The 19,891-nt window shown below is 68.0% G+C and carries 22 protein-coding genes; 19 read left to right on the top strand and 3 right to left on the bottom strand.

Annotated elements, in window-relative coordinates; all coding sequences use genetic code 11:
• Position 1: 1 nt before the first annotated feature.
• From malQ to ABD260_RS07030, 6 genes are all read left to right on the top strand, one after another.
• Positions 2 to 2,119, top strand: coding sequence for a 4-alpha-glucanotransferase (malQ, locus tag ABD260_RS07055; RefSeq protein ID WP_344232539.1), 2,118 nt, complete (start codon positions 2 to 4; stop codon positions 2,117 to 2,119).
• A 117-nt stretch (positions 2,120 to 2,236) separates the two neighbouring features.
• Positions 2,237 to 2,833 carry a lytic polysaccharide monooxygenase auxiliary activity family 9 protein gene (locus ABD260_RS07050; RefSeq protein ID WP_344232538.1) on the top strand — a complete coding sequence of 199 codons (597 nt, stop codon included), beginning with the start codon at positions 2,237 to 2,239 and terminating at the stop codon, positions 2,831 to 2,833.
• A 79-nt stretch (positions 2,834 to 2,912) separates the two neighbouring features.
• Positions 2,913 to 3,416, top strand: coding sequence for a hypothetical protein (locus ABD260_RS07045; protein WP_344232537.1), 504 nt, complete (start codon positions 2,913 to 2,915; stop codon positions 3,414 to 3,416).
• 136 nt (positions 3,417 to 3,552) lie between these two features.
• Positions 3,553 to 3,843: an aa3-type cytochrome oxidase subunit CtaJ gene (gene ctaJ, locus ABD260_RS07040; protein ID WP_344232536.1), complete on the top strand. Its 291-nt coding sequence runs from the start codon at positions 3,553 to 3,555 to the stop codon at positions 3,841 to 3,843.
• Entirely contained in the window at positions 3,830 to 4,231 is a 402-nt protein-coding gene (locus ABD260_RS07035) for a DUF5130 family protein (protein WP_344232535.1), read from the top strand. The genes ctaJ and ABD260_RS07035 overlap by 14 nt, the downstream gene beginning before the upstream one ends.
• Positions 4,231 to 4,824, top strand: coding sequence for a GNAT family N-acetyltransferase (locus ABD260_RS07030; RefSeq protein WP_344232534.1), 594 nt, complete (start codon positions 4,231 to 4,233; stop codon positions 4,822 to 4,824). The genes ABD260_RS07035 and ABD260_RS07030 overlap by 1 nt, the downstream gene beginning before the upstream one ends.
• On the opposite strand, the gene ABD260_RS07025 is transcribed toward ABD260_RS07030, so the two are convergent.
• Positions 4,797 to 5,489 (bottom strand): hypothetical protein, encoded by a 693-nt coding sequence (locus tag ABD260_RS07025; RefSeq protein WP_344232533.1) that lies wholly within the window; start codon positions 5,487 to 5,489, stop codon positions 4,797 to 4,799. The genes ABD260_RS07030 and ABD260_RS07025 overlap by 28 nt on opposite strands.
• A gap of 268 nt (positions 5,490 to 5,757) precedes the next feature.
• Between ABD260_RS07025 and ABD260_RS07020 the strand changes: the two genes are divergently transcribed.
• Positions 5,758 to 6,750: an aldo/keto reductase gene (locus tag ABD260_RS07020; protein ID WP_344232532.1), complete on the top strand. Its 993-nt coding sequence runs from the start codon at positions 5,758 to 5,760 to the stop codon at positions 6,748 to 6,750.
• Here the strand turns inward: ABD260_RS07020 and ABD260_RS07015 are convergent.
• Both ABD260_RS07015 and pepN read right to left on the bottom strand, forming a co-directional pair.
• A complete protein-coding gene (locus ABD260_RS07015) occupies positions 6,747 to 7,184 on the bottom strand; it encodes a hypothetical protein (RefSeq protein WP_344232531.1) in 438 nt (145 codons plus the stop codon). The genes ABD260_RS07020 and ABD260_RS07015 overlap by 4 nt on opposite strands.
• A 171-nt stretch (positions 7,185 to 7,355) precedes the next feature.
• On the bottom strand, positions 7,356 to 9,926 hold the full coding sequence (gene pepN, locus ABD260_RS07010; RefSeq protein WP_344232530.1) for an aminopeptidase N: 2,571 nt from the start codon (positions 9,924 to 9,926) through the stop codon (positions 7,356 to 7,358).
• A 130-nt stretch (positions 9,927 to 10,056) separates the two neighbouring features.
• Between pepN and ABD260_RS07005 the strand changes: the two genes are divergently transcribed.
• From ABD260_RS07005 to ABD260_RS06950, 12 genes are all read left to right on the top strand, one after another.
• Positions 10,057 to 10,671, top strand: coding sequence for a mycothiol-dependent nitroreductase Rv2466c family protein (locus tag ABD260_RS07005; protein ID WP_344232529.1), 615 nt, complete (start codon positions 10,057 to 10,059; stop codon positions 10,669 to 10,671).
• A gap of 95 nt (positions 10,672 to 10,766) precedes the next feature.
• Entirely contained in the window at positions 10,767 to 11,807 is a 1,041-nt protein-coding gene (locus ABD260_RS07000; RefSeq protein WP_344232528.1) for a hypothetical protein, read from the top strand.
• A 10-nt stretch (positions 11,808 to 11,817) separates the two neighbouring features.
• Entirely contained in the window at positions 11,818 to 12,285 is a 468-nt protein-coding gene (locus tag ABD260_RS06995; RefSeq protein WP_344232527.1) for a ribose-5-phosphate isomerase, read from the top strand.
• Between the two features lie 204 nt (positions 12,286 to 12,489).
• Positions 12,490 to 13,326 (top strand): Fpg/Nei family DNA glycosylase, encoded by an 837-nt coding sequence (locus tag ABD260_RS06990; protein WP_344232526.1) that lies wholly within the window; start codon positions 12,490 to 12,492, stop codon positions 13,324 to 13,326.
• 63 nt (positions 13,327 to 13,389) lie between these two features.
• Entirely contained in the window at positions 13,390 to 14,484 is a 1,095-nt protein-coding gene (locus tag ABD260_RS06985; protein ID WP_344232525.1) for a PP2C family protein-serine/threonine phosphatase, read from the top strand.
• 116 nt (positions 14,485 to 14,600) lie between these two features.
• Entirely contained in the window at positions 14,601 to 15,815 is a 1,215-nt protein-coding gene (locus tag ABD260_RS06980) for a hypothetical protein (protein WP_344232524.1), read from the top strand.
• A 450-nt stretch (positions 15,816 to 16,265) separates the two neighbouring features.
• Positions 16,266 to 16,709: a class F sortase gene (locus ABD260_RS06975; RefSeq protein WP_344232523.1), complete on the top strand. Its 444-nt coding sequence runs from the start codon at positions 16,266 to 16,268 to the stop codon at positions 16,707 to 16,709.
• An 11-nt stretch (positions 16,710 to 16,720) separates the two neighbouring features.
• A complete protein-coding gene (locus ABD260_RS06970; protein ID WP_344232522.1) occupies positions 16,721 to 17,182 on the top strand; it encodes a hypothetical protein in 462 nt (153 codons plus the stop codon).
• 35 nt (positions 17,183 to 17,217) lie between these two features.
• Entirely contained in the window at positions 17,218 to 17,652 is a 435-nt protein-coding gene (locus ABD260_RS06965; RefSeq protein ID WP_344232521.1) for an SRPBCC domain-containing protein, read from the top strand.
• Positions 17,653 to 17,694: 42 nt separating this feature from the next.
• Complete coding sequence (locus tag ABD260_RS06960; protein ID WP_344232520.1) at positions 17,695 to 18,135, top strand: nitroreductase family deazaflavin-dependent oxidoreductase; 441 nt, start codon at positions 17,695 to 17,697, stop codon at positions 18,133 to 18,135.
• 196 nt (positions 18,136 to 18,331) lie between these two features.
• Complete coding sequence (locus ABD260_RS06955) at positions 18,332 to 19,054, top strand: CDP-alcohol phosphatidyltransferase family protein (protein WP_344232519.1); 723 nt, start codon at positions 18,332 to 18,334, stop codon at positions 19,052 to 19,054.
• Entirely contained in the window at positions 19,054 to 19,890 is an 837-nt protein-coding gene (locus ABD260_RS06950) for a hypothetical protein (RefSeq protein ID WP_344232518.1), read from the top strand. The genes ABD260_RS06955 and ABD260_RS06950 overlap by 1 nt, the downstream gene beginning before the upstream one ends.
• Position 19,891 lies beyond the last annotated feature (1 nt).

Raw genomic sequence — 19,891 nt, 5'->3', positions numbered from 1 at the left:
GGTGACAGCTCCCACTCCGGCCCTTGTCGAGCTCGCGGTTGCCCATGGCGTTGCGACGGAGTACTGGAACTGGCAGGGCGAGCATGTGATCGTCTCCAGTGAGGTCGTGTCGGACGTACTGGCTGCGCTTGGTGTGGATGCGTCCACACCGGAGAAGGCTGCTCTCGCGTTGGCGGAGCACCGACAGGCGCGCTGGCGACGTACGCTGCCCGCGACTGTGGTGATGCGGGAGGGGTGGACGCCGTGGTTCGCCGTGCACGTGCCGCATGGGTCGACGGCGGAGGTGTGGGTCGATCTCGAGGACGGCGGTCAGCGGCGGGACCTCCCGCAGCAGGACCACTGGGTCGAGCCGGAGTGGATCGACGGCGTACAGGTTGGTGAGGCGACGTTCCAGCTGCCCGGCGACCTACCACTCGGGTACCACCGGTTGTGCGCGAAGGTCGGGACCAGTCCGGAGATTGCGGTCAGCACGCTGATCGTGACGCCGCGCAAGCTCGAGCCGGAGAAGCTGCACCGCACCTGGGGCTGGGTGCTGCAGCTGTACTCGGTCCGCTCGCGCAGGTCCTGGGGGATCGGCGACCTGCACGACCTGGCTGACCTGGCTGCCTGGTCCGCGCACGACCTGGGTGCCGGGTTCGTACTGGTAAACCCACTGCACGCTGCTGAGCTGGCCGGCCGGATGGAGCCGTCGCCGTATCTGCCTGCGTCACGGCGGTTCGGCAACCCGATCTACCTCCGGATCGAGGACATCGACGAGTACGGCGACCTGGCGCCGGCGGAGCGCGATCGCGTACGCACGCTGGCACTCCAGGCCCGTGCGCTGAGCGAGGACTCCGACGCGCTGGACCGGGACACGGTCTGGGCGGCGAAGCGCGAGGCGCTGCAGGTGCTGTTCCGGGTGCAGCCGTCGGTGGGGCGGATAGCCGAGTACGGCGCCTTCTGCGACCGGGAGAGTCAGGGGCTGATCGATTTCGCCACCTGGGCGGCGCTCGCGGACGTACACGGACCGGAGTGGAGCAAGTGGCCGGAGGAGTTGCAGTCACCTACCGCGCCGGAAGTTGTTGCCTTCCGCAATGAGAACCCGGATGCGGTGGAGTTCCACTGCTGGTTGCAGTGGCAGTTGGACGAGCAGCTGGCGCGTACGCAGGCCCGGGCGAAGGCGGCGGGCATGTCGCTCGGCGTACTGCACGACCTGGCGGTAGGCGTCCACCCGGACGGTGCGGACGCGTGGGCGCTACAGGACGTACTGGCCCCGAACATCCACGTAGGAGCGCCGCCGGACGCCTTCAACCAGCAGGGCCAGGACTGGTCGCAGCCGCCGTGGCGGCCGAACGCGCTGGCCGAGACCGGGTACGCCGCTTGGCGCGACCTGGTGCGGGCAGTGATGCGGCACGGTGGCGGACTGCGGATCGACCACATCCTGGGGATGTTCCGGCTCTGGTGGGTGGTTTCGCCGGAGCGCCCGACCGAGGGTACGTACGTGCGCTACGACCACGAGGCCCTGGTCGGCATCCTCGTACTGGAGGCTCAGCGTGCCGGTGTGACCGTGATCGGTGAGGACCTGGGCACTGTGGAGCCGTGGGTGCGTGACTACCTCACCGAGCGCGGTGTGCTGGGTACGTCGGTGCTGTGGTTCGAGCGGGATGCGAACGGCAAGCCGCTCGCCCCGGAGCGCTGGCGTGAGCTCTGTCTGGCCACTGTGACGACACATGACCTCCCGCCGACCGCTGGGTACTTGGCGGGCGACCACGTGGAGTTGCGGAATCGCCTTGGGCTGCTGACTCGTCCGGTGGCGGAGGAGCTTGCTGTTGACGAGGCGGACCGGGACGCGTGGCTCAACGCGCTGCGCGAGCGGCACCTGCTCTCCAACACCGATGGCGACGTCGAGCGGATCGTGGAGGCACTGCACCAGTACGTCGCGCATACGCCGGCGAAGCTGGTCGGGGTCGCGCTCACGGACGCGGTCGGCGAGCGTCGTACGCAGAACCAGCCGGGCACCACGGACGAGTACCCGAACTGGCGCGTGCCGCTGGGCGGACCGGAGGGCGAGCCGGTACTGGTCGAGGACCTGCCCAACAACCACCGCCTGCGCCGGCTGATCGGCGCACTGAACATCTAGCTTTCCGTATCCAACTGCTCACCAACCGTTGACAATAGTTATGAACGGTTGTTTTCTATTGAGCAGGAGAGGCGCCTTCCTTCGCTGTCCACCGCCCCAACAGTGGAAGGAGATCTCATGCTGCGGATACGGAAACTCAGCATGGCTGGAATCGCCGCCGGCGCGCTGGCGCTGACGGTGTGTACGTCGGTACTCGCCTTCGGGCACGGGTACACGACCGGCCCGACCAGCCGGGCCAAGTACTGCCAGCAAGGGACCGTGACGAACTGCGGCCAGATCCAGTGGGAGCCGCAGAGCGTGGAGGGTCCGAAGGGGTTCCCGGCGGCCGGTCCGGCGGACGGGAAGCTCTGTTCGGCGGGCCTGCCACAGTTCGCCGAGCTCGATGATCAGCGCGGTGGTGCGTGGCCGGCCACGCACCTGCAGGCCGGTCAGGGGTTCAACTTCACCTGGCATCTGACCGCGCCGCACGCGACCACCGACTTCAAGTACTACCTGACGAAACAGGGCTGGGAACCGGCCAAGCCGCTGACCCGGGCCGCGCTCGACCTGACCCCGTTCCTGACCGTCAGCCTGAACGGCACCCGCCCGCCGAACGACGTGTCGCACCCGGGCACGATCCCGAGCGGCCGGACCGGGCGGCACATGATCCTCGCGGTCTGGACCATCGCCGACACCGGCAACGCCTTCTACCAGTGTTCGGATGTCAGTTTCTGATTCGAACCGGCGTTTCGCCAATAACTTTCCCGGGAAATGCACTCCTTGAAACATCCGCCCCGTTTCAAGGAGTGTCCCCATGAAGACAGTGCTCCGTCGTGTCGTCGTACCCCTGGTCGCCGTACTGGTCGGGCTGCTGCCCGGCGTGGTCGCGGTCGAGCAGGCGTCGGCCTTGACCAAGATGACCCACTCGCAGGCGACCGCCATCTTCCGCGCGGCCGGCATCACGTGGTCGTCCAGCGGCAACTGCTCCAACCGGAACGTCGCTACCTGTACGTCGTTCGATCAGATCAACGACAGCACGGTGTACGGCGTGCGGACGTTGAAGACCGCCAGTGGGTGTGCGGTGAACATCACCGGTGGTACCGAGACCGGACATGCCAGTGGGACGTACAGCCACTGGAACGGGTACAAGGTGGACATCTCGGTGTACACCTGTGTGAGCAACTACATCCGCAACACCTTCACCCGGATCGCGGACCGTGGCGACGGCGCCCAGCAGTGGAAGTCGGGCGCGGGCAACATCTACGCGAACGAGGGCAGCCACTGGGACATCACGTACTACAACTGCGGGGGTTGCTGAACTGAAGAAGCAGCCGCGCTTCGCGCGGGTTGTGAGGTGGAGACTGCGGTGGCTGCTGAGCAGATTGCTGACTGGTTGACCGGCTTGGGAGGGGCTGCGGCCGCTCCCAAGCCGTGCAAGTACTAGGCTTCGGGACGTGATTGCTGAATTGTCCAGCCACTCCGTGCTGGTGTTCGTCGGGATACCCGTGCTGGTGATCGCGATCGTGGCGCTGCTGGTCTTCGCCTCGTCGATCGCGAACGGGCCGCGGTACCGTCCGGGCTTGTCCTGGTGGGCTCCGCCGGTCTGGATCAACGGCCCGACCGCGACCCGGCCCGACCCGGCCAGCCTGCCCGAGCTGCCCGAGCTGAACAGTGCTCCGGGTACCACCGCGACCGCCGGCGCCGGCGTTGCCCGTACGACCGGAGGCGCAAGTGCCAGCTGGTGACGCATTCACTCCTGACCAGCTCCACGACATCGAGCGGGCGGTCCGGCATGCCGAAGAGGTGTCCGGCCTGCACTTCTCCGTGTACGTCGGTGGTGCGGACTCCGAGACCCGCCCGTTCGCGATCGAGCTGCTGAACGAGCTGGACGACCCGGACAACACCGTCCTGGTGTACGTCGACCCGGCCGGCCGCCGCCTCGAGATCGTCAGCGGCGCGCAGGCCAGGCGCCAGCTGTCGGACACGTCCGCCGGTCTGGCCGCACTGACCATGCAGACGTCGTTCGCGACCGGTGACCTGACCGGTGGTCTGGTGACCGGTGTCCAGCAGTTGGGTGCACACGCGCACCAGGCGCCGCTGCTGCACGCCAACAACGAGCCGCACAAGCTCTAGTGACAACAGCGCTCCAGCCACGTCGCATCGACCTCGGCGACGTAGTACTGCGCCCGTTCGTGGCGTCCGACGAGGCTGCGGTGGCTGTCGCGCTCCAGGACCCGGGCATTCTCCGGTGGACCGCGGGTACGGCCGTGATCCGGCTGCCCGCGGACCAGCGCGCCGGCAGGTGGCTGGAGCCACGGATCGATGGCTGGGTACGCGGCAACGCTGTTTTCGCGATCGCGGACACCGGCACGGACCAGGTACTAGGCAGCGTCACGCTGCGGGACGTGCACCGCGTGCCCGATCAGGCCGTTGCCGCGTACTGGGTCAGTCCACTGGCGCGCGGCCGGCGGCTTGGTGCGCGCGCACTGGATGCCGCTGCGCGCTGGGGTCTCGCCGGCGATGGGCTCGGTTTGCACCGCATCTCACTCGACCACGCACTGGTCAACGAGGGCTCGTGTCACGTCGCCCTGCGGGCCGGCTTCCAGCTGGAAGGCGTGATGCGCGACTACTACGTCGAGCCGACCGGGCGGCGGCATGACTCACATCTGCACGCTCGTCTGGCGACCGATGTGGTCACTCAGCCGCGGGTAGCCGCCGGCTCGTAGGTGGGGCAGGCCGGGCTCGGGTAGATCCGCTGGGTGCGCGGGTCCAGGCACAGGTTGAGCATCTGCTCCGACGACGTACCCGGACCGAGGTACACCACCCAGGTGGCGGTGACTGGTGTCAGTGAGCTGTTGGTGAGCCCCGGGTACTGCCCGTTCACCAGCATCGCCTTGGCCGGTACGCCGGCGCGGGACAGCTTGGTCGCGGTGTCCTTCGCGGCTTGACCCGCGTCCAGACCGACATCGGTCGGGTACTTGTCCAGCACCGCGATCCAGTCGCCGCGCTTGAACTTCGGCGACACCGGGCCGGTGTTCACTGCGGGTGGCGTGGTGGGCGGTGTGGTTGTCTGGGCCTTCACCGTGGTCTTGGGCGCCGAGACCGGCGGCTTCCGGTCCGCCTTGGTGGTGCCGCCGTCGGTGGACGGCGCGGCGGCGGCCTCGCTGTCGGTCCCCATCCGCAGGCTGTCGGCCGGCGGATCGGTGGACGTCCCTCGGGTCAGGATGAATGCGAACACGGCGGCCATCGCCGCCGCGGCCACGATCGCCGCACTGATCGCACTGCGGGACCGTTGCGGTTTCCGGGCGGCCCGAGCGGACGCCTTCCGGTGATCTGCGCGGCGGTGATCGACGCGGCGGTGATCTACGCGGCGGTGATCGACACGGGTCATGGCAAGGGCCCTCCCCGGACAACCCCTGATGAACAGTTCGGTGCAGCTTAAACCGAAGATCCGGAGAAGTGAGGCTTTCTCAGGTGGCAAGAATCTCTTTGCCGGCAAGGGCATCGCGGACCGCGTACGCGTGCTCACGATGCGCCGATCAGCAAGCGTTTGACCCTCACGGGTAGCGCCGGCGCAACCACCCTGCGGGTCCGCGGACGATGGCCGGTGCTGCCGCGACGCTTGACCTAGACAGCGCTCTAGTTGTTTGGCTGGGCACATGCGTTATCTGACGATTGGGAGCGACCCGGCGCGGCAGCGTCGGGTCAGCCAGATCGCCCTCGGGGCGATGCTGATGGGTACGGCGACCGACGAGTCGACGTCGTACGCGGTCCTGGACCGCTACGTCGAAGCCGGCGGGTCGTTCATCGACACGGCCAACAACTACGCGTTCTGGGTCAACGGCACTCAGGGCGGTGAGAGTGAGCAGCTGCTCGGCCGCTGGATGCGCAGCCGCGGTGTGGGGGATGAGCTCACCATCGCCACCAAGGTGGGCGGCCGTCCACCGCAGCCGGCCAAGCAGCTGAGCGAGAACCTGGAGGGCCTCTCGCAGCAGGTGGTCAAGGAGTCGCTGGCCCGCAGCCTGGAGAACCTCGGCCGGGACCACATCGACGTGTACTACGCGCACATCGATGACTACGCCGTCCCGGTGGAGCAGCAGGTAGAGACCTTCGGATCGCTGGTGAACGACGGGTCAGTGGGTCTGGTCGGGCTGAGCAACTACTGGACCTGGCGGCTCGAGCGGTACCGAGCGGTGGCCGCTCAAGCAGGTCTGCCCGGGTACGACGTGCTGCAGTACCACCACACGTACTTCCGCGGCCGGACTGACCAGGGCGGTCTCCGGTCCAAGGACGGCACGATCGGTGTCGCGGACGGCAACCTACTCAGCTACCTACGGTCGGAGCCCGGTCTGACGCTGGTGGCGTACACACCGCTGCTGAGCGGCGCGTACGTACGAGCTGACAGGCCACTGGACGAGTTGTACGACCATGCCGGCACGAGAGCACGCCAGGCCGCTCTGGACGAGGTAGTGAAGGAGACTGGTGCGACAGCGAACCAGGTGGTGCTGTCCTGGCTGACGGGCGGTGAGATCCCGACCATTGCACTGGTAGGTGCGTCTTCAGTGGAGCAGATCAACGACAGCCTTGCTGCGATGGACCTGGAGCTCACAGCTGACCAGCGTCAGCGACTCGACGCAGCAGGCAACAACTAGGTGCCGGAGGGGACGCCGTCGTATCTGACTTGGGGGCGGGTGTCGAGGGCATCGTCCAGCCAGGCGTCGACGTCGACCTCCGCGGACAGGATGTGCCGCACGTACGCGGCGCGCTCGTGGCTGAGGACCTCCTGCTCCCAGACCGAGGTCCCGGCGCCGATCGGCGCCGGGCGGAGGTCGCCGACGTCGATGCCGCTGAAAATGCTCAGCCGGGACTGGAAGTCCTTCGCCCAGCTCTGCACCACCAGGTAGACGCCGTCGTCGGACAGGTGGAGTACGGCGACCCCCAGTCCGGCGGAGCCCATCGCATCGTCGAACTCGAACTGCCGGGTGGCGGTGATGCGGGCGGTGTCGACCATCTGGTCGTCCCACTGCCGCCCGCGCGCCGTGACGATGTACGGCTTCACCAGGCGATGTGAGTATCGCCAGGGCATCAGTGGAGTGACAGGTCGGGGTCGGTAGGCCTCTGCGAGTCCGGTCAGCGCTACAGCTGCCGCACCAGCCAAGGCGGGGTCTGAGGCGGGCACCGACCCAGTCTTACCGCACCGCGAGGTTCAACGCGACAGCGCCGGCCTCGGATGAGACCGGCGCTGTGAGCGGGCTGATCAGGCGACGTCCTGTGCCTGCGCGGCGATCGCGCGGGTCAGGTCGGCCTGCGCCTCGGTGACGTAGCGGAGGGTCGGAGCGTCCACCGACGTCGACTCCGCGGCCAGCCAGCCGGTCAGCGCGTCCAGCGCCGCCTGGTCGGCCAGGTGCCGCGGCGACAGGTACACCAGCACGTTCTCGCCCATGGACGAGCCGAGCCGCGTGTACACGTCCTTGGCCGCCGCCAGGTACTTGTCGACGTACGGCCGCAGCAGGTCCTCCTGGCCGGGCTGCTGGAACCCGAGGATGGTCCGGAACTGCGTCTCGTTCGGGGTGTCCTCCGACTCGACCGCGACCCGCCAGGCCTCTTCCTTGGCCTCGGCGGTCGGCCGCGCGGCGCGTGCCTGTGCGGCCCGCTCCTGACCGGTGATGGTGGTGTCGCGGGTCAGCTCGTCCTCGATCTCCGCCGCACCGATCCGGCCCAGCCGGGCCAGCGCGACAATCAGCGTCCAGCGCAGGTCGGTGTCGACAGCCAGGCCCGCGGGCAGGTCGTTGCCGGCCACCCAGGCAGCTAGCCGGTCGGCTCCGGCTTCGGAGAACACTGCCGAGCTGTACGCCCGGACGTACGCCAGCTGGTGGTCGCTGCCGGCCTCGGCGTCCGCGACCAGCCCGGCCAGCGCCTCCTCGAACTGGGCCCGTAGTGCCGGCCGGTTCTGCGGTGCGGCGTACTGGTTGATGGCTGTACCGGCCTGGGCGAGCAGTGCGCGCACACCGGTGAGGTCCGTCTCGGCGCGGATGCCCCGCAGCACGATGCCGACGTACTGGCTGGCCGGCATCTCCGCGTCCCGGGTCATGTCCCACGCCGCGCCCCAGGCGAGCGCCCTGGGCAGCGAGTCGGTGAACTGGTCGATCGACTCCACCAGTGTGGCCCGGGAGCGCTCGTCCAGCCGGATCTTCGCGTAGGTGAGGTCGTCGTCGTTCAGCAGCACCAGGTCCGGCTGGGTGGCTCCGACCAGCTCCGGCAGCTCGGTCCGCGGACCGTCGATGTCCACCTCGAACCGCTCGGTCCGGACCAGTCCCGCCTCGGTACGCCGGTACAGACCGACCGCGAGCCGGTGCGGACGCAGTACCGGGAACTTCTCGATCGCGGTTTGCTCGATGGCGAAGGACGTGAACGCACCCTGGTCGTCGACCGCGAAGCCGGCGCGCAGCGTGTTCACACCGGCGGTCCGCAGCCAGCGCTCGGTCCAGTCGTCCAGGTCACGCCCGGACGCCTTCTCCAGCGGCTTCAGCAGGTCGGCCAGCTCGGTGTTGCCGAACGCGTGGTCGTGGAAGTACTCCTTCAGCGCGGCGACGAAGGTGTCCTCGCCGACGAACGCGACCAGCTGGCGCAGCGTCGACGCGCCCTTCGCGTAGGTGATGCCGTCGAAGTTCACCTCGACCGCGTGGAAGTCGATCATGTCCGCGGCGATCGGGTGCGTCGACGGAAGCTGGTCCTGCCGGTACGCCCAGTTCTTCCTTGCGTTGCAGAACGTCGTCCAGGCATCGGAGTACTTCTCCGTCGCGACCACCTGGGCCCAGTGGCTGGCCCATTCCGCGAACGACTCGTTCAGCCACAGGTCGTCCCACCAGGACATCGTGACCAGGTCACCGAACCACATGTGCGCCAGCTCGTGCAGCACGGTGTTGGCCCGCGCTTCCAGCTCCGCGTGCGTCGTCCGGCTCCGGAACAGGTACTCGTCGCGGAGCGTCACGCAGCCGGCGTTCTCCATCGCGCCCATGTTGTACTCCGGCACGAACGCCTGGTCGTACTTGTGGAACGGGTACGGCGTGCCGAAGGCCTCTTCGAACAGCGCGAAGCCCTGCTTGGTGACCTCGAACAGGTCGTCGGTGTCCAGAGCGCCCTTCAGCGACGGACGGCACAGCAGCGACAGCGGGTACGAGCCGTGCGGCCCTTCGTACATATCGGTGACCACGTGATACGGACCCGCGACCACCGCGGTGATGTACGTCGAGATGCGCTCGGTCGGCGGGAACTCCCACCGCGCCAGCTCCTCGCCGTTCTCGCCGGCGTACGGCGTCGGTTCCGGTGTCGGAGCGTTCGAGATGACCACCCAGCGGGCCGGCGCGGACACGGTGAACGTGAACGGGGCCTTGAGGTTCGGCTGCTCGAAGGTGGTGAACACCCGGCGGGCGTCCGGCACCTCGAACTGGGTGTAGAGGTAGGTCTCCTTGTCGGCCGGGTCGACCGAGCGGTGCAGCCCTTCGCCGGTGCGGGAGTACAGGCAGTCGGCGACGACCGTCAGCTCGTTGCGCTCGGCCAGATCGCCGAGCTGGATACGGGCTCCGTCGTACACCGTGTCCGGGTCGAGGGCGACGCCGTTCAGCGTGACCGAGCGGACCTTCTCCGCGATCAGGTCGGCGAACGTACTGGCGCCGGCCTCGGCGGAGAACGTGATCGTCGTCACCGACGGGAAGGTCGGGGCGCCGGTGGGCGCGTTGGCCAGATCGAGCTCGATCGCGTAACTCACGTCACCGACCACACCCGCACGGGAACGCGCCTCGTCGCGCGTCAGGTTGGTTCCAGGCATGTCCGCATCCTATGCACCTGGCACCGCGCTTCGCCGCGGGTTTCCCCTCGACCGTGGGTACTGGATACCAAGTCGGTATCGCTGGACTACCGGACCCGGCCTAGTTCTTCAACTTTGTATGATGGTGAATATGACTTCCTCCGCTGATTTCTGGTTCGACCCGGCCTGCCCCTGGGCCTGGATGACTTCTCGCTGGATGCTCGAGGTCGAGCAGGTCCGGGACGTGCGGACGACCTGGCACGTGATGAGCCTCGCCGTCCTGAACGACGGCCGCGACGAACTGCCCGAGCAGTACCGCGACTTCCTGGTGAACGCGTGGGGCCCGGTCCGGGTGCTGATCGCGGCCGAGCAGGCGCACGGCAACGAGGTGCTGCTGCCGCTGTACACCGCGCTCGGGAAGCGCATCCACCTCGAGGGCCGCGGGATCGAGAACGGCTCCGGCGACGTGATCAAGGAGGCGCTGGCCGAGGTCGGACTGCCCGCCTCGCTGATCGAGGCGGCGACCACCGACAAGTACGACGACGCGCTGAAGAAGTCCCACCACGCCGGCATGGACCAGGTCGGTATGGAGGTCGGTACGCCGGTGATCTCGGTCGAGGGCACCGCGTTCTTCGGCCCGGTGGTGACGCCGGCGCCCAAGGGTGAGGCGGCCGGCAAGCTCTGGGACGGCGTCCGGCTGGTGGCCGGCACCGAGGGCTTCTTCGAGATCAAGCGCACCCGGGACCGCGGCCCGATCTTCGACTGAGCGATTTCGTCTCACGTTCAGGGCTTGCTCTGCGACCGTCCGGCCGGTGAAAGTTGCTCACCAGGAACGACCCCCAAGTGGTGAGTAGGAACCAGATGACCTTGCGTGACGAGCTGCCCACAGCCGGCGATCTTGCCGTCCCTTCCGGCGTGGTCGCCGGCATCGCCGTTTTCGACCGCCAGACCGGCGGGTTCGTCCAGCAGCTGAACGCGGACCTGCCGTTCCGGTCGGCGTCCGTGGTGAAGCTGCTGATCGTGCTCGACCTGCTCTGGGATCGCGGTCCGGCGTACGACGTCGAGGCGGCTGACCAGGAGCGGCTCGAAGTGATGCTGCGGAGCAGTGACGACGACGCCGCGAGCTACTACTGGGAGCAGCGCGGCGGCAGCGCGATCGTGGACCGCATGATCGACCGGCTCGGACTGACCCACACTGCCGGTCCGCCGGTAAGCCACCCGGGCTTCTGGGGGTACGTGGCGATCACAGCCGCCGACACCGTGCGGATCTACCAGTACTTGCTGGACCGTGCACCGGCGCCGGTACGGCAGTACGTGATGGATCTGTTGCACCGGCCGACCCGGTACGGCACGGACGGCTTCGACCAGTACTTCGGGATCGCGTCTGTCTTCGACCCGGACTTCAGCATCAAACAGGGCTGGTCCGGCTTCCACGGGTCCAGCGGGTACCAGTCCGATCGCGCCAAGCCGGAAGCGGCCGTGGACCTGGTCAGCGACGCACTGCACACCACCGGAACAGTTGGCGTGGCGGACCGGAGCATCGTCTCGGTGTTCACGCTGCATCCGGCCGGCACACCGTACGGGAAGGCGTACACCGATGTGACTCGGCTGACCAGGGAGCTGACCGTGCCGGGCGCAGTGCGGACGGCTGGGAGCTGGGTACTGACCACCGGGGACGGTGTACGGGTGCGGAGCGCGCCCAACACGTCCGGAGGCATCTTGGGGCACCTGCCCTCCGGTGTGGAGGTGCTGGTCAGTGGACAGGCCGAGGGCGAGCTGATCGACGCACCGCCTCGATCCAGCAGCTGGTGGGCCTATCTGCCCAAGTACGGCGGCTATGTGACCAACGTGTACATCGGGTCGGGCGCACCCAAGCTCCCGGGCGTCCCGGTATGTCAGTAGATTGCTCGGCATGCGAGTGCACATCGGCTCTGACCACGCCGGCTTCGAACTGAAGAACCATCTGGTGCAGCACCTGACTGCCGCCGGGCACGACGTCGCGGACCACGGTCCGGCCGTCTACGACGCCGTGGACGACTACCCGCCCTACTGCCTGCGCACCGGGCAGGCGGTGGTCAACGACCCGGGCAGTCTGGGCATCGTGATCGGTGGCTCGGGCAACGGCGAACAGATCGCCGCCAACAAGGTGCAGGGCGTCCGGGCCGTACTGGCCTGGAGCACCGACACCGCACGGCTGGGCCGCGAGCACAACAACGCCAACGTGATCAGCGTGGGTGCGCGGATGCACACCGAGGAGGAGGCAGCCGGGTTCGTCGACACGTTCCTGGCCACCGACTACTCCGGTGAGGAGCGGCACACCCGCCGGATCGAGATGCTGACGGCCTACGAGTCGACCGGCGAGCTCCCGCCGCTGCCCTGATCGTCCTGATCGCCCCGATCAGCCGGTGTGGCCTGCTCGTCCGGCTCGCCGGGTGGCAGCACCGGGCGGCGCCGGACGGGCCGGCTGGGCCGGGAGACGTCGCGAGCACGCATACTGCGGCCGGTCCCGACCACTGCCGGAGTGGGCGCGGCAGTCCGCCCCTTGGCCGCACCAGAACCACCTGTCGTCCCCATATGAGGAATCATGCCTGAAGGTCACACCCTGCACCGGCTGGCGAACGACGTCTGGGACGCGTTCGGCGGCCGCACGGTCCGGGCGTACAGCCCGCAGGGCCGGTTCGCCGAGGGCGCCGCCCTGCTGGACGGTCACCTGCTGCGGCAGACCGAGGCCCACGGCAAGCACTTCCTCGCCGAGCTCGAGGGCGCCGGCTGGCTGCACATCCACCTCGGTCTGATCGGCAAGATGGACATCCACGCTGCTGACGCGGCGGAGGTGCCCGAGCCGGTCGGCCAGGTCCGGCTGCGGCTCCAGAACGCCACCGCGTACGCCGACCTGCGCGGTGCGACGGTGTGCGAGGTCATCACCGACGAGGAACGCGACAAGCTGCTCAACCGGCTCGGCCCGGACCCACTGCGCGACGACGCCGACCCCGAGCTGGCCTGGAAGCGCATCCATCGCAGCAGACTGCCGATCGGGCAGTTGCTGATGAACCAGGACGTACTGAGTGGTGTCGGCAACGTGTACCGCGCCGAGGTGCTGTTCCGGGCCAAGCTGAACCCGATGACACCCGGCAACGTACTGAAGAAGCGCGAGTGGCAGGGCATGTGGGACGACCTGCTCGAGCTGATGAAGTACGGCGTGGAGACCGGCCGGATCGACACCGTTGCCGACGACCACACGCCCGAGGCGATGGGCCGCGATCCGCGCCAGGACGACCACGGCGGCGAGGTGTACGTGTACCGGCGCCAGGGGCAACGATGCCATGTCTGTCAGTCGGTGATCAGGACAAAGATCCTCGCGGGCCGTAACTTGTTCTGGTGCCCCAAATGCCAGCGGACCGGCCTCACTCGCAAGAGCTGACCCCCATCGGTTGTGTTGCGAATTGATGCGCGGACCGATCGGTACCGTTATCTTCTTCAGACCATGAGGAAGAACGGCGGTCTCGCGCCCGTACGACGCATCGGCCGCCGGGTCGAGGCGCTGGCCCGTCGTGCCCGCCGATCGCACCGGGTGGCGTTCATCGCGCTGGCGCTGATGTCACTGGTGTTCGCGATGGGCAGTCTGGCCTGGCCGAAGTACGTGCCTGCCTCCTTGCTGGTCATCCCGCTGCTGCTGGGCGGTCTGCTGCTGCGGTTCCGTCAGCTGGTCGCGCTGACTGTCGTCACACTGGCATTCGCTACGTACGTGGTGGCAGTACGGCCTCCCGCGCTGCCGCGTACTGGGTTCGTGCTGGTGCTCGCTCTGGTCGGGTGGATCGTGCTGACCAGTGCGAAAGTGCGCAGCCGGCTCGGTGTGCCTGGTACACGTGGTGAATCGATGCTGATGGAGCTGCGGGACACGCTGACCGCGCAGGGGGAGATGCCGACGCTGCCGCCCGGCTGGCGCGTCGAGGTGGCGATCCAGTCGGCTGGCGGATCCACGTTCTCCGGTGACTTCGTGGTGTCGACGGTGCACGACGACGTACTCGAGGTGGCGCTGGTCGATGTCTCCGGCAAGGGAATCGATGCCGGAACGCGCGCCCTGCTGCTGTCGGGTGCGTTCGGTGGGCTGCTGGGCGTCGTACCGGAAGAGGAGTTCCTGCCGTCGGCCAACCGGTACCTGCGCCGCCAGGACTGGGACGACGACTTCGCCACCGTCGTACACGTCGTGGTGGATCTGCGGACCGGTGCGTTCGACGTACGCACCGCTGGGCATCCGCCGGCGATCCAGTTCGACGCGTGGTCCGGGCGCTGGCAGACGCGGGACGCGGACGGGCCGTTGCTCGGGCTGATGGAGTCGCCCGAGTTCAAGGTGAACACCGGGCAGCTGAAGCTCGGGGACGCGCTGTTCCTGTACAGCGACGGCATGGTGGAGACGCCGCGCCGCGACATCGGCCGCGGTACCGACCGGCTCGCCGGCGCCGCGGAACGGCTGGTGGCGCAGGGATTCCTCGGCGCCGCCGCCGAGCTCGTCGCGACCGCCGGCGGGCCGGGCGACGACTCGGCCATCGTCATCATCCACCGCATGGCCCATGCCTGAGGCAACAAAGTCCATCGTTGTCAGCTACTGATTGTTTGACTTGGGCAACGGAAAGTTCATACTGCAGAAGAGATGTCCGCCCGGGTTATGGCCAATTTGTCAGACAGGGGACGGGGATGGTCTTCACGGGGGTCAACGCACGTGCCGCTGGTGCGGTGGCGGCAGCCGGAGCGTTGATTGTCTTGATAGGAGCCGCGGCGCTTGCCGTCCGGCCAGGGCATGACGCCGGGCCGGGAGCAGGTGGCGGGACAGGCGCGGCCGGTCCAGCTGGTGCCGCACTACGTGCTGATGCGCCGGGCAACAATGGTGTCGTCAAGATCGACGGCGTCGACATGGGCGGCGGTCCGCCGGACAACAACCCGCACCAGGGCTGCACTTTCGTGATCGAGTTCTACAACTACGACGTGGGGCAGTACTACGCGGATGTGCAGTTCACGGCGCAGGCACCGACCGCCGACGCCGGCCTGACCGTCGAGTCCGGCAACCTGCACCCGTTCATCGGCGGTGGTCCGATCGGGCCCAACAACCTGAACGCGCGCGAGACGTACACGCTGTCCTTCACCGGCCCGCCACAACCGCAGCAGGGCTACCACGTGAAGGTCACGGTCAGCGCCCCGCACTCCCAGGGCAACGACACCAAGTCAAAGGTCTTCTGGGTCACCGGCTGCAACGCCCCACCCACCACACCCCCGACCACGCCTCCCACCACTCCGCCTACAACTCCGCCTACAACTCCGCCAACGACGCCTCCCACCACTCCGCCGACGACACCTCCCACCACTCCGCCCACAACACCACCAACTACTCCGCCGACGACGCCTCCTACGACGCCGCCGACCACACCTCCCACTACTCCGCCTACGACCCCACCGACCACGCCTCCTACTACTCCGCCGACCACACCGCCCACAACGCCACCAACGACGCCACCGACTACCCCACCCACGACGCCGCCGACTACACCGCCGACGACGCCTCCCACCACTCCGCCGACGACGCCGCCGACCACACCGGTTACGACGCCGCCGACCGTGCCGCCGACAGTCCCGACGTCGCCTCCGACGACGGTGACGTCCACTCCACCGCCGACCGAGTCACCCACCACGACGACGCCGGCCAGGCACACGACCGCTCCGGTGACCACGACCTCCGGCGTACCGACTGCTGTCCACGCCGGTCTCGCCGGTCCACCTGACCGACCGACACCGACTGCCGGCACTACCGGCAACAGGTTCAGCGACCTGGGCGGCATCCTGATGGTCCTCGGCGGCATGCTGCTCGCCGGCGGCGCCACCGCCACCCTCCGCCGACACGGCCGACACACCCGCTGACCACCTTGCCCACGACCCCCTTGCCCACGACCACCTCACCCACCACCCTCCACACCCCACCACCTACCGTCGGGGCAACCAGTGAGTACACCCTGGTTGCCTGGACGGAGGCGCTGGAGTCGTGGTGGGTGAGGTGGGAGTGTCAGAAGTGAGGTGGTCCCGGTGAAACTCGGCAAGCGGCGCGGTCACGGCGCTCCGTTGCGCTGGAGCGGAGCAGTCGCTGCCATCGGCGTGTGCGTACTTGCTGTCGGCGCCTACCTACAGTTCACCGACGCAGGCGCCGAGCCACCACCCGCAACGGCCGCACCCTCCACAACGGCTCCATCCGCGACGACACCGTCCACAACCGATCCATCCGCAGCCCCACCGCCGTCAGCAGCCAACCCACCTACTGCGACCAGACCAGGTCCAGGAGCCGGCCAGTGGACCACACCGGCAACTCACGGCCGGGTGACCGCCGGAGCACGCCCAACCGAGGTGAAGATCCCCGCCCTCGGCGTAGCCGCTCCGGTCCTCGCCATCGAACCAGTGCACGCGGTACTGACTCCACCGAGCGATCCGTCAACAGTCGGCTGGTGGTCAGGCGGTGCAGCCCCAGGAGCTACTCGCGGATCGGCGGTCATCACCGGCCATGCAGTCCACACCGGCGGCGGTGCGTTCGATCCCCTCGGCAAGTTGACGCCCGGCGCAGTAGTACAGGTCACCACCAGTGCAGGGCAGTTGCAGTACAAGGTGACGACCGTCACGACGTACCGGAAGGCCACGCTGGCTCGACGCGCGGCTCAGTTGTTCGACCAGTCTGCGGCTGGGCGGCTGGTGCTGGTGACCTGTGAGGACTGGAACGGTCAGGTGTACCTCAGCAACGTGGTCGTGATCGCCCTGCCGATGGCGTAGCCTGCTCCGTCGTGACGATCGACGGGCTGGGTGACACCTTCGGTGCCGGTGCGGATCGCGCGGCTCCGGACGTGTCGTTCGAGGAATTGGTCGCGATGATGCCGGAGACGTTGCGGGAGGTGTTCCCGCCGTACCGCTGGCAGCTGGCGAAGCTGTGGGAGCTCGACCTGAAGGTGGAGCCGGTCGAGATCGCGGACCTGGTCTGGATGTTCGACCTGCCGCTGTGGCAGTTCGACGGCGACCGGTTCAAGGTGACGCCGCATCAGGTCGCGGAAACCCCGATGAACTTCCGCGCGCACTACCAGCGGGTGATGGACGCGGACCTCGACTTCCCGATCAACCTGGTCGCGTATCGCGGGCGCCTGGTCGTACTGGACGGCATGCACCGCCTGCTGAAGGCGCACTTCCTCCGCCGGCGCTGGATCGAGGGGACGATCGCGACCGCCACCCAACTGCAGTCCTGCGAGATCTGACACCGTCTGACGGCGGGTACGGCAGGATGGGCGGCATGGAAAGTGTTGAACGTGAGGTGTACGTCGATGCCAGGCCGGAGCTGGTGTGGGCGGCAGTGACGCAGCCGGAGATTTTCACGCAGTGGTACGCGTTCGGTGGTGCTGATGTCGACCTGCGCCCGGGCGGCCGGATGGTGCTGCGGTGGGACGAGCACGGCGAGTACCTGGGCTTTGTAGAGCGGGTCGAGCCGGGGCGCCGGTTCGCCTACCGGTACGCGGTCGAGCCGGGCGTGGAGCCCGCGCCGGGCAACTCGAACCTGGTCGAGTTCACCCTGACCCCGGAGGCGGACGGGACCCGGCTGCTGGTGGTCGAATCGGGGTTCGAGCGCCTCGACGTCACGCCGGAGCGGCAGACCGGGCAAGCCGACCAGGCGGCCGGTGCCTGGGACAACTCGCTGGCTCTACTGACCGCGCTGGCGCCGGCGCTCTGAGACAGATTCCGATGGTGATGCGTCACCATTACTATGGCCGGTATGACATCGAACAACGACGAGTACGCGCCGAGCCCGACCGGTTGGGTTCGCGAGCAGGTGGAGAAGGTCACGGCGGCAGGTACCACCGACGTGGTGGGCGTGCAGGGGATGAAGGTCGTGCTGATCACGATGCGCGGCGCGAAGTCCGGCAAGGTCCGTAAGGTCCCGGTGATGCGGGTCGAGCAGGACGGGGTGTACGCCGCGTTCGCCTCGCTCGGCGGCGCGCCGAAGAACCCGGTCTGGTACAACAACCTGAAGGCCGACCCGAAGGTGACGCTGCAGGACGGCGAGGTCACCGGTGACTACATCGCCCGCGAGATCGACGGCGCCGAGTACGACGAGTGGTGGGTTCGCGGCGTCGACGCCTACCCGCCGTACGCGGACTACAAGAAGAAGACCACCCGGAAGATCCCGATCTTCCTCCTCGACCCGGTCAAGTAGGCAACGGGCCCGGCCACCCCGGCCAGGGTGGCCGGACACCCCCTAAGTCCTTGCAAAGATCCAGGCGAGTCGACGGTCGGTGACGGGGCAGGGGCCGGGCTTGTGAGACGCTGGCGGCGGCGGGGTTGACCTCTACCCGGCCCGGCGCGGCTGCGTCGCTTGAGTTCCGGGAGTTGTCACGACCACACACGACGCGGTGCGGGAACCGTTCGTCGGGTCGACGCGGTTGCGTCTGGCCGGACTTGCACTGCATGCCTATACCGCGAGCGGAACGGTGCTCGCGCTGCTGATCGTGATCGCCGCCATCGACGGCGACGCGGTCCGTGCCCTCTGGCTGGGGCTGGCCGCCCTGGTGATCGACGGCACCGACGGGATGCTGGCGCGCCGGCTGCGGGTGAAGGAAACCATCCCGTGGTTCGACGGCGCCATGCTGGACAACATCGTCGACTACCTGACGTACGCGTTCGCGCCGATCATCCTGCTCTGGACCGGCGGCTACCTGCCGTCCGGTGCCTGGGGTGCGGTGCTCGGCGCACTGCCCCTGCTGGCGTCCAGCTACCAGTTCTGCCGGGTCGACGCGAAGACCGAGGACCACTTCTTCCTCGGCTTCCCCAGCTACTGGAACGTGGTCGCGTTCTACGTGGTGGTGCTGGGTCTGACCCCGGTGGCGACCGGTGTACTCCTGGTGCTGTTCTCGGTGCTGGTGTTCGTCCCGGTGAAGTACGTGTACCCGTCGCGGACCAAGGCGTTCCGGTCACTGAACCTGTTGACCACCGCGATCTGGCTGGCCTCGTACGCCGTACTGCTCGCGCAGATGCCGCACCCGCATCCGATCGTCGTCGCGATCTCACTGTCGTACCTGGTGTACTACGGCGCACTCAGCTTGTATCTCACGTGGCGCCGTAGGGTCGTCGCGTAGTGCTGCTCGGTCTGGGCGCGGCGCTCGGTGCCGCCGCGCTCTTCGGCGTGGCCGCGATCCTGCAGGCGGTTGGTTCGCGGAAGGTACCGACCGAGTCGGAGCTGGACCCGCGGCGGCTCGGTGGCTTCATCGTCGCCCTGCTCAAGCAGCCGGCGTTCCTCGGGGCACTGGCACTGAACCTGGCCGGCTTCGGACTGCACTTCGTCGCGCTCCGCCTGCTCCCGCTGTACCTGGCCCAAGCAGGCATCGCGGTCAGTCTGGTTGTCACCGCACTGCTGGCGACGCGGTTGATGTCGGATCAACTCAGTACGCTCGAATGGTCCGCGGTGATCGCAGTGTGCATCGGGCTCGGACTGCTCGCCGTGGCGGCGGGAGATGCCGGTGCGAGCGCGCAGCATCATGGGCTGACGATCGGCGTTGTCGTCGGGCTAGTGGTCATCGCTGTCCTCGGTGCGCTCGCCAGCAGGTCGCAGCATGGTGTTTCGACCGCACTGCTCGGCTTGCTAGCCGGTCTCGGGTACGCCGGGGTGGCCATCTCGGCGCGCCTGCTCCAGGACGGGTCGGTGAGCGAGCTGGTGCACAGCCCGACGTTGTACACGCTGCCGATCAGTGGGGCGCTCGCGTTCATCCTTTACTCGTTGGCGTTGCAGCGTGGTTCGGTGACTCTCGCTACTACGCCGATGATCGCGTTGCAGACCATCACTCCGGCTGCGGTCGGGGTGTTCGTGCTGGATGATGCCGTACGCCACGGCTGGTGGCCGGCCGCGATTCTCGGCTTCCTGCTGTCTGCGGCCGGGTCCGTGATCCTGGTCCGCTTCGAGAGCGTGAAGGCCTAGC

It is taken from the genome of Kribbella hippodromi (assembly GCF_039531045.1).
In the GTDB taxonomy this organism is placed as follows: domain Bacteria; phylum Actinomycetota; class Actinomycetes; order Propionibacteriales; family Kribbellaceae; genus Kribbella; species Kribbella hippodromi.
Note: the sequence above shows the minus strand (reverse complement) of the source record. Positions and strands in the feature narration are given on the sequence as shown.

Bases quoted from the DNA above. Each gene is read 5' to 3' on its own strand.
- ABD260_RS07050 (WP_344232538.1), top strand. From the start codon at position 2,237: ATGCTGCGGATACGGAAACTCAGCATGGCTGGAATCGCCGCCGGCGCG.
- ABD260_RS07045 (WP_344232537.1), top strand. From the start codon at position 2,913: ATGAAGACAGTGCTCCGTCGTGTCGTCGTACCCCTGGTCGCCGTACTG.
- ABD260_RS07025 (WP_344232533.1), bottom strand. From the start codon at position 5,489: ATGACCCGTGTCGATCACCGCCGCGTAGATCACCGCCGCGTCGATCAC.
- ABD260_RS07020 (WP_344232532.1), top strand. From the start codon at position 5,758: ATGCGTTATCTGACGATTGGGAGCGACCCGGCGCGGCAGCGTCGGGTC.
- ABD260_RS07015 (WP_344232531.1), bottom strand. From the start codon at position 7,184: ATGCCCTGGCGATACTCACATCGCCTGGTGAAGCCGTACATCGTCACG.
- pepN (WP_344232530.1), bottom strand. From the start codon at position 9,926: ATGCCTGGAACCAACCTGACGCGCGACGAGGCGCGTTCCCGTGCGGGT.
- ABD260_RS07005 (WP_344232529.1), top strand. From the start codon at position 10,057: ATGACTTCCTCCGCTGATTTCTGGTTCGACCCGGCCTGCCCCTGGGCC.
- ABD260_RS07000 (WP_344232528.1), top strand. From the start codon at position 10,767: ATGACCTTGCGTGACGAGCTGCCCACAGCCGGCGATCTTGCCGTCCCT.
- ABD260_RS06995 (WP_344232527.1), top strand. From the start codon at position 11,818: ATGCGAGTGCACATCGGCTCTGACCACGCCGGCTTCGAACTGAAGAAC.
- ABD260_RS06990 (WP_344232526.1), top strand. From the start codon at position 12,490: ATGCCTGAAGGTCACACCCTGCACCGGCTGGCGAACGACGTCTGGGAC.
- ABD260_RS06985 (WP_344232525.1), top strand. From the start codon at position 13,390: ATGAGGAAGAACGGCGGTCTCGCGCCCGTACGACGCATCGGCCGCCGG.
- ABD260_RS06980 (WP_344232524.1), top strand. From the start codon at position 14,601: ATGGTCTTCACGGGGGTCAACGCACGTGCCGCTGGTGCGGTGGCGGCA.
- ABD260_RS06965 (WP_344232521.1), top strand. From the start codon at position 17,218: ATGGAAAGTGTTGAACGTGAGGTGTACGTCGATGCCAGGCCGGAGCTG.
- ABD260_RS06960 (WP_344232520.1), top strand. From the start codon at position 17,695: ATGACATCGAACAACGACGAGTACGCGCCGAGCCCGACCGGTTGGGTT.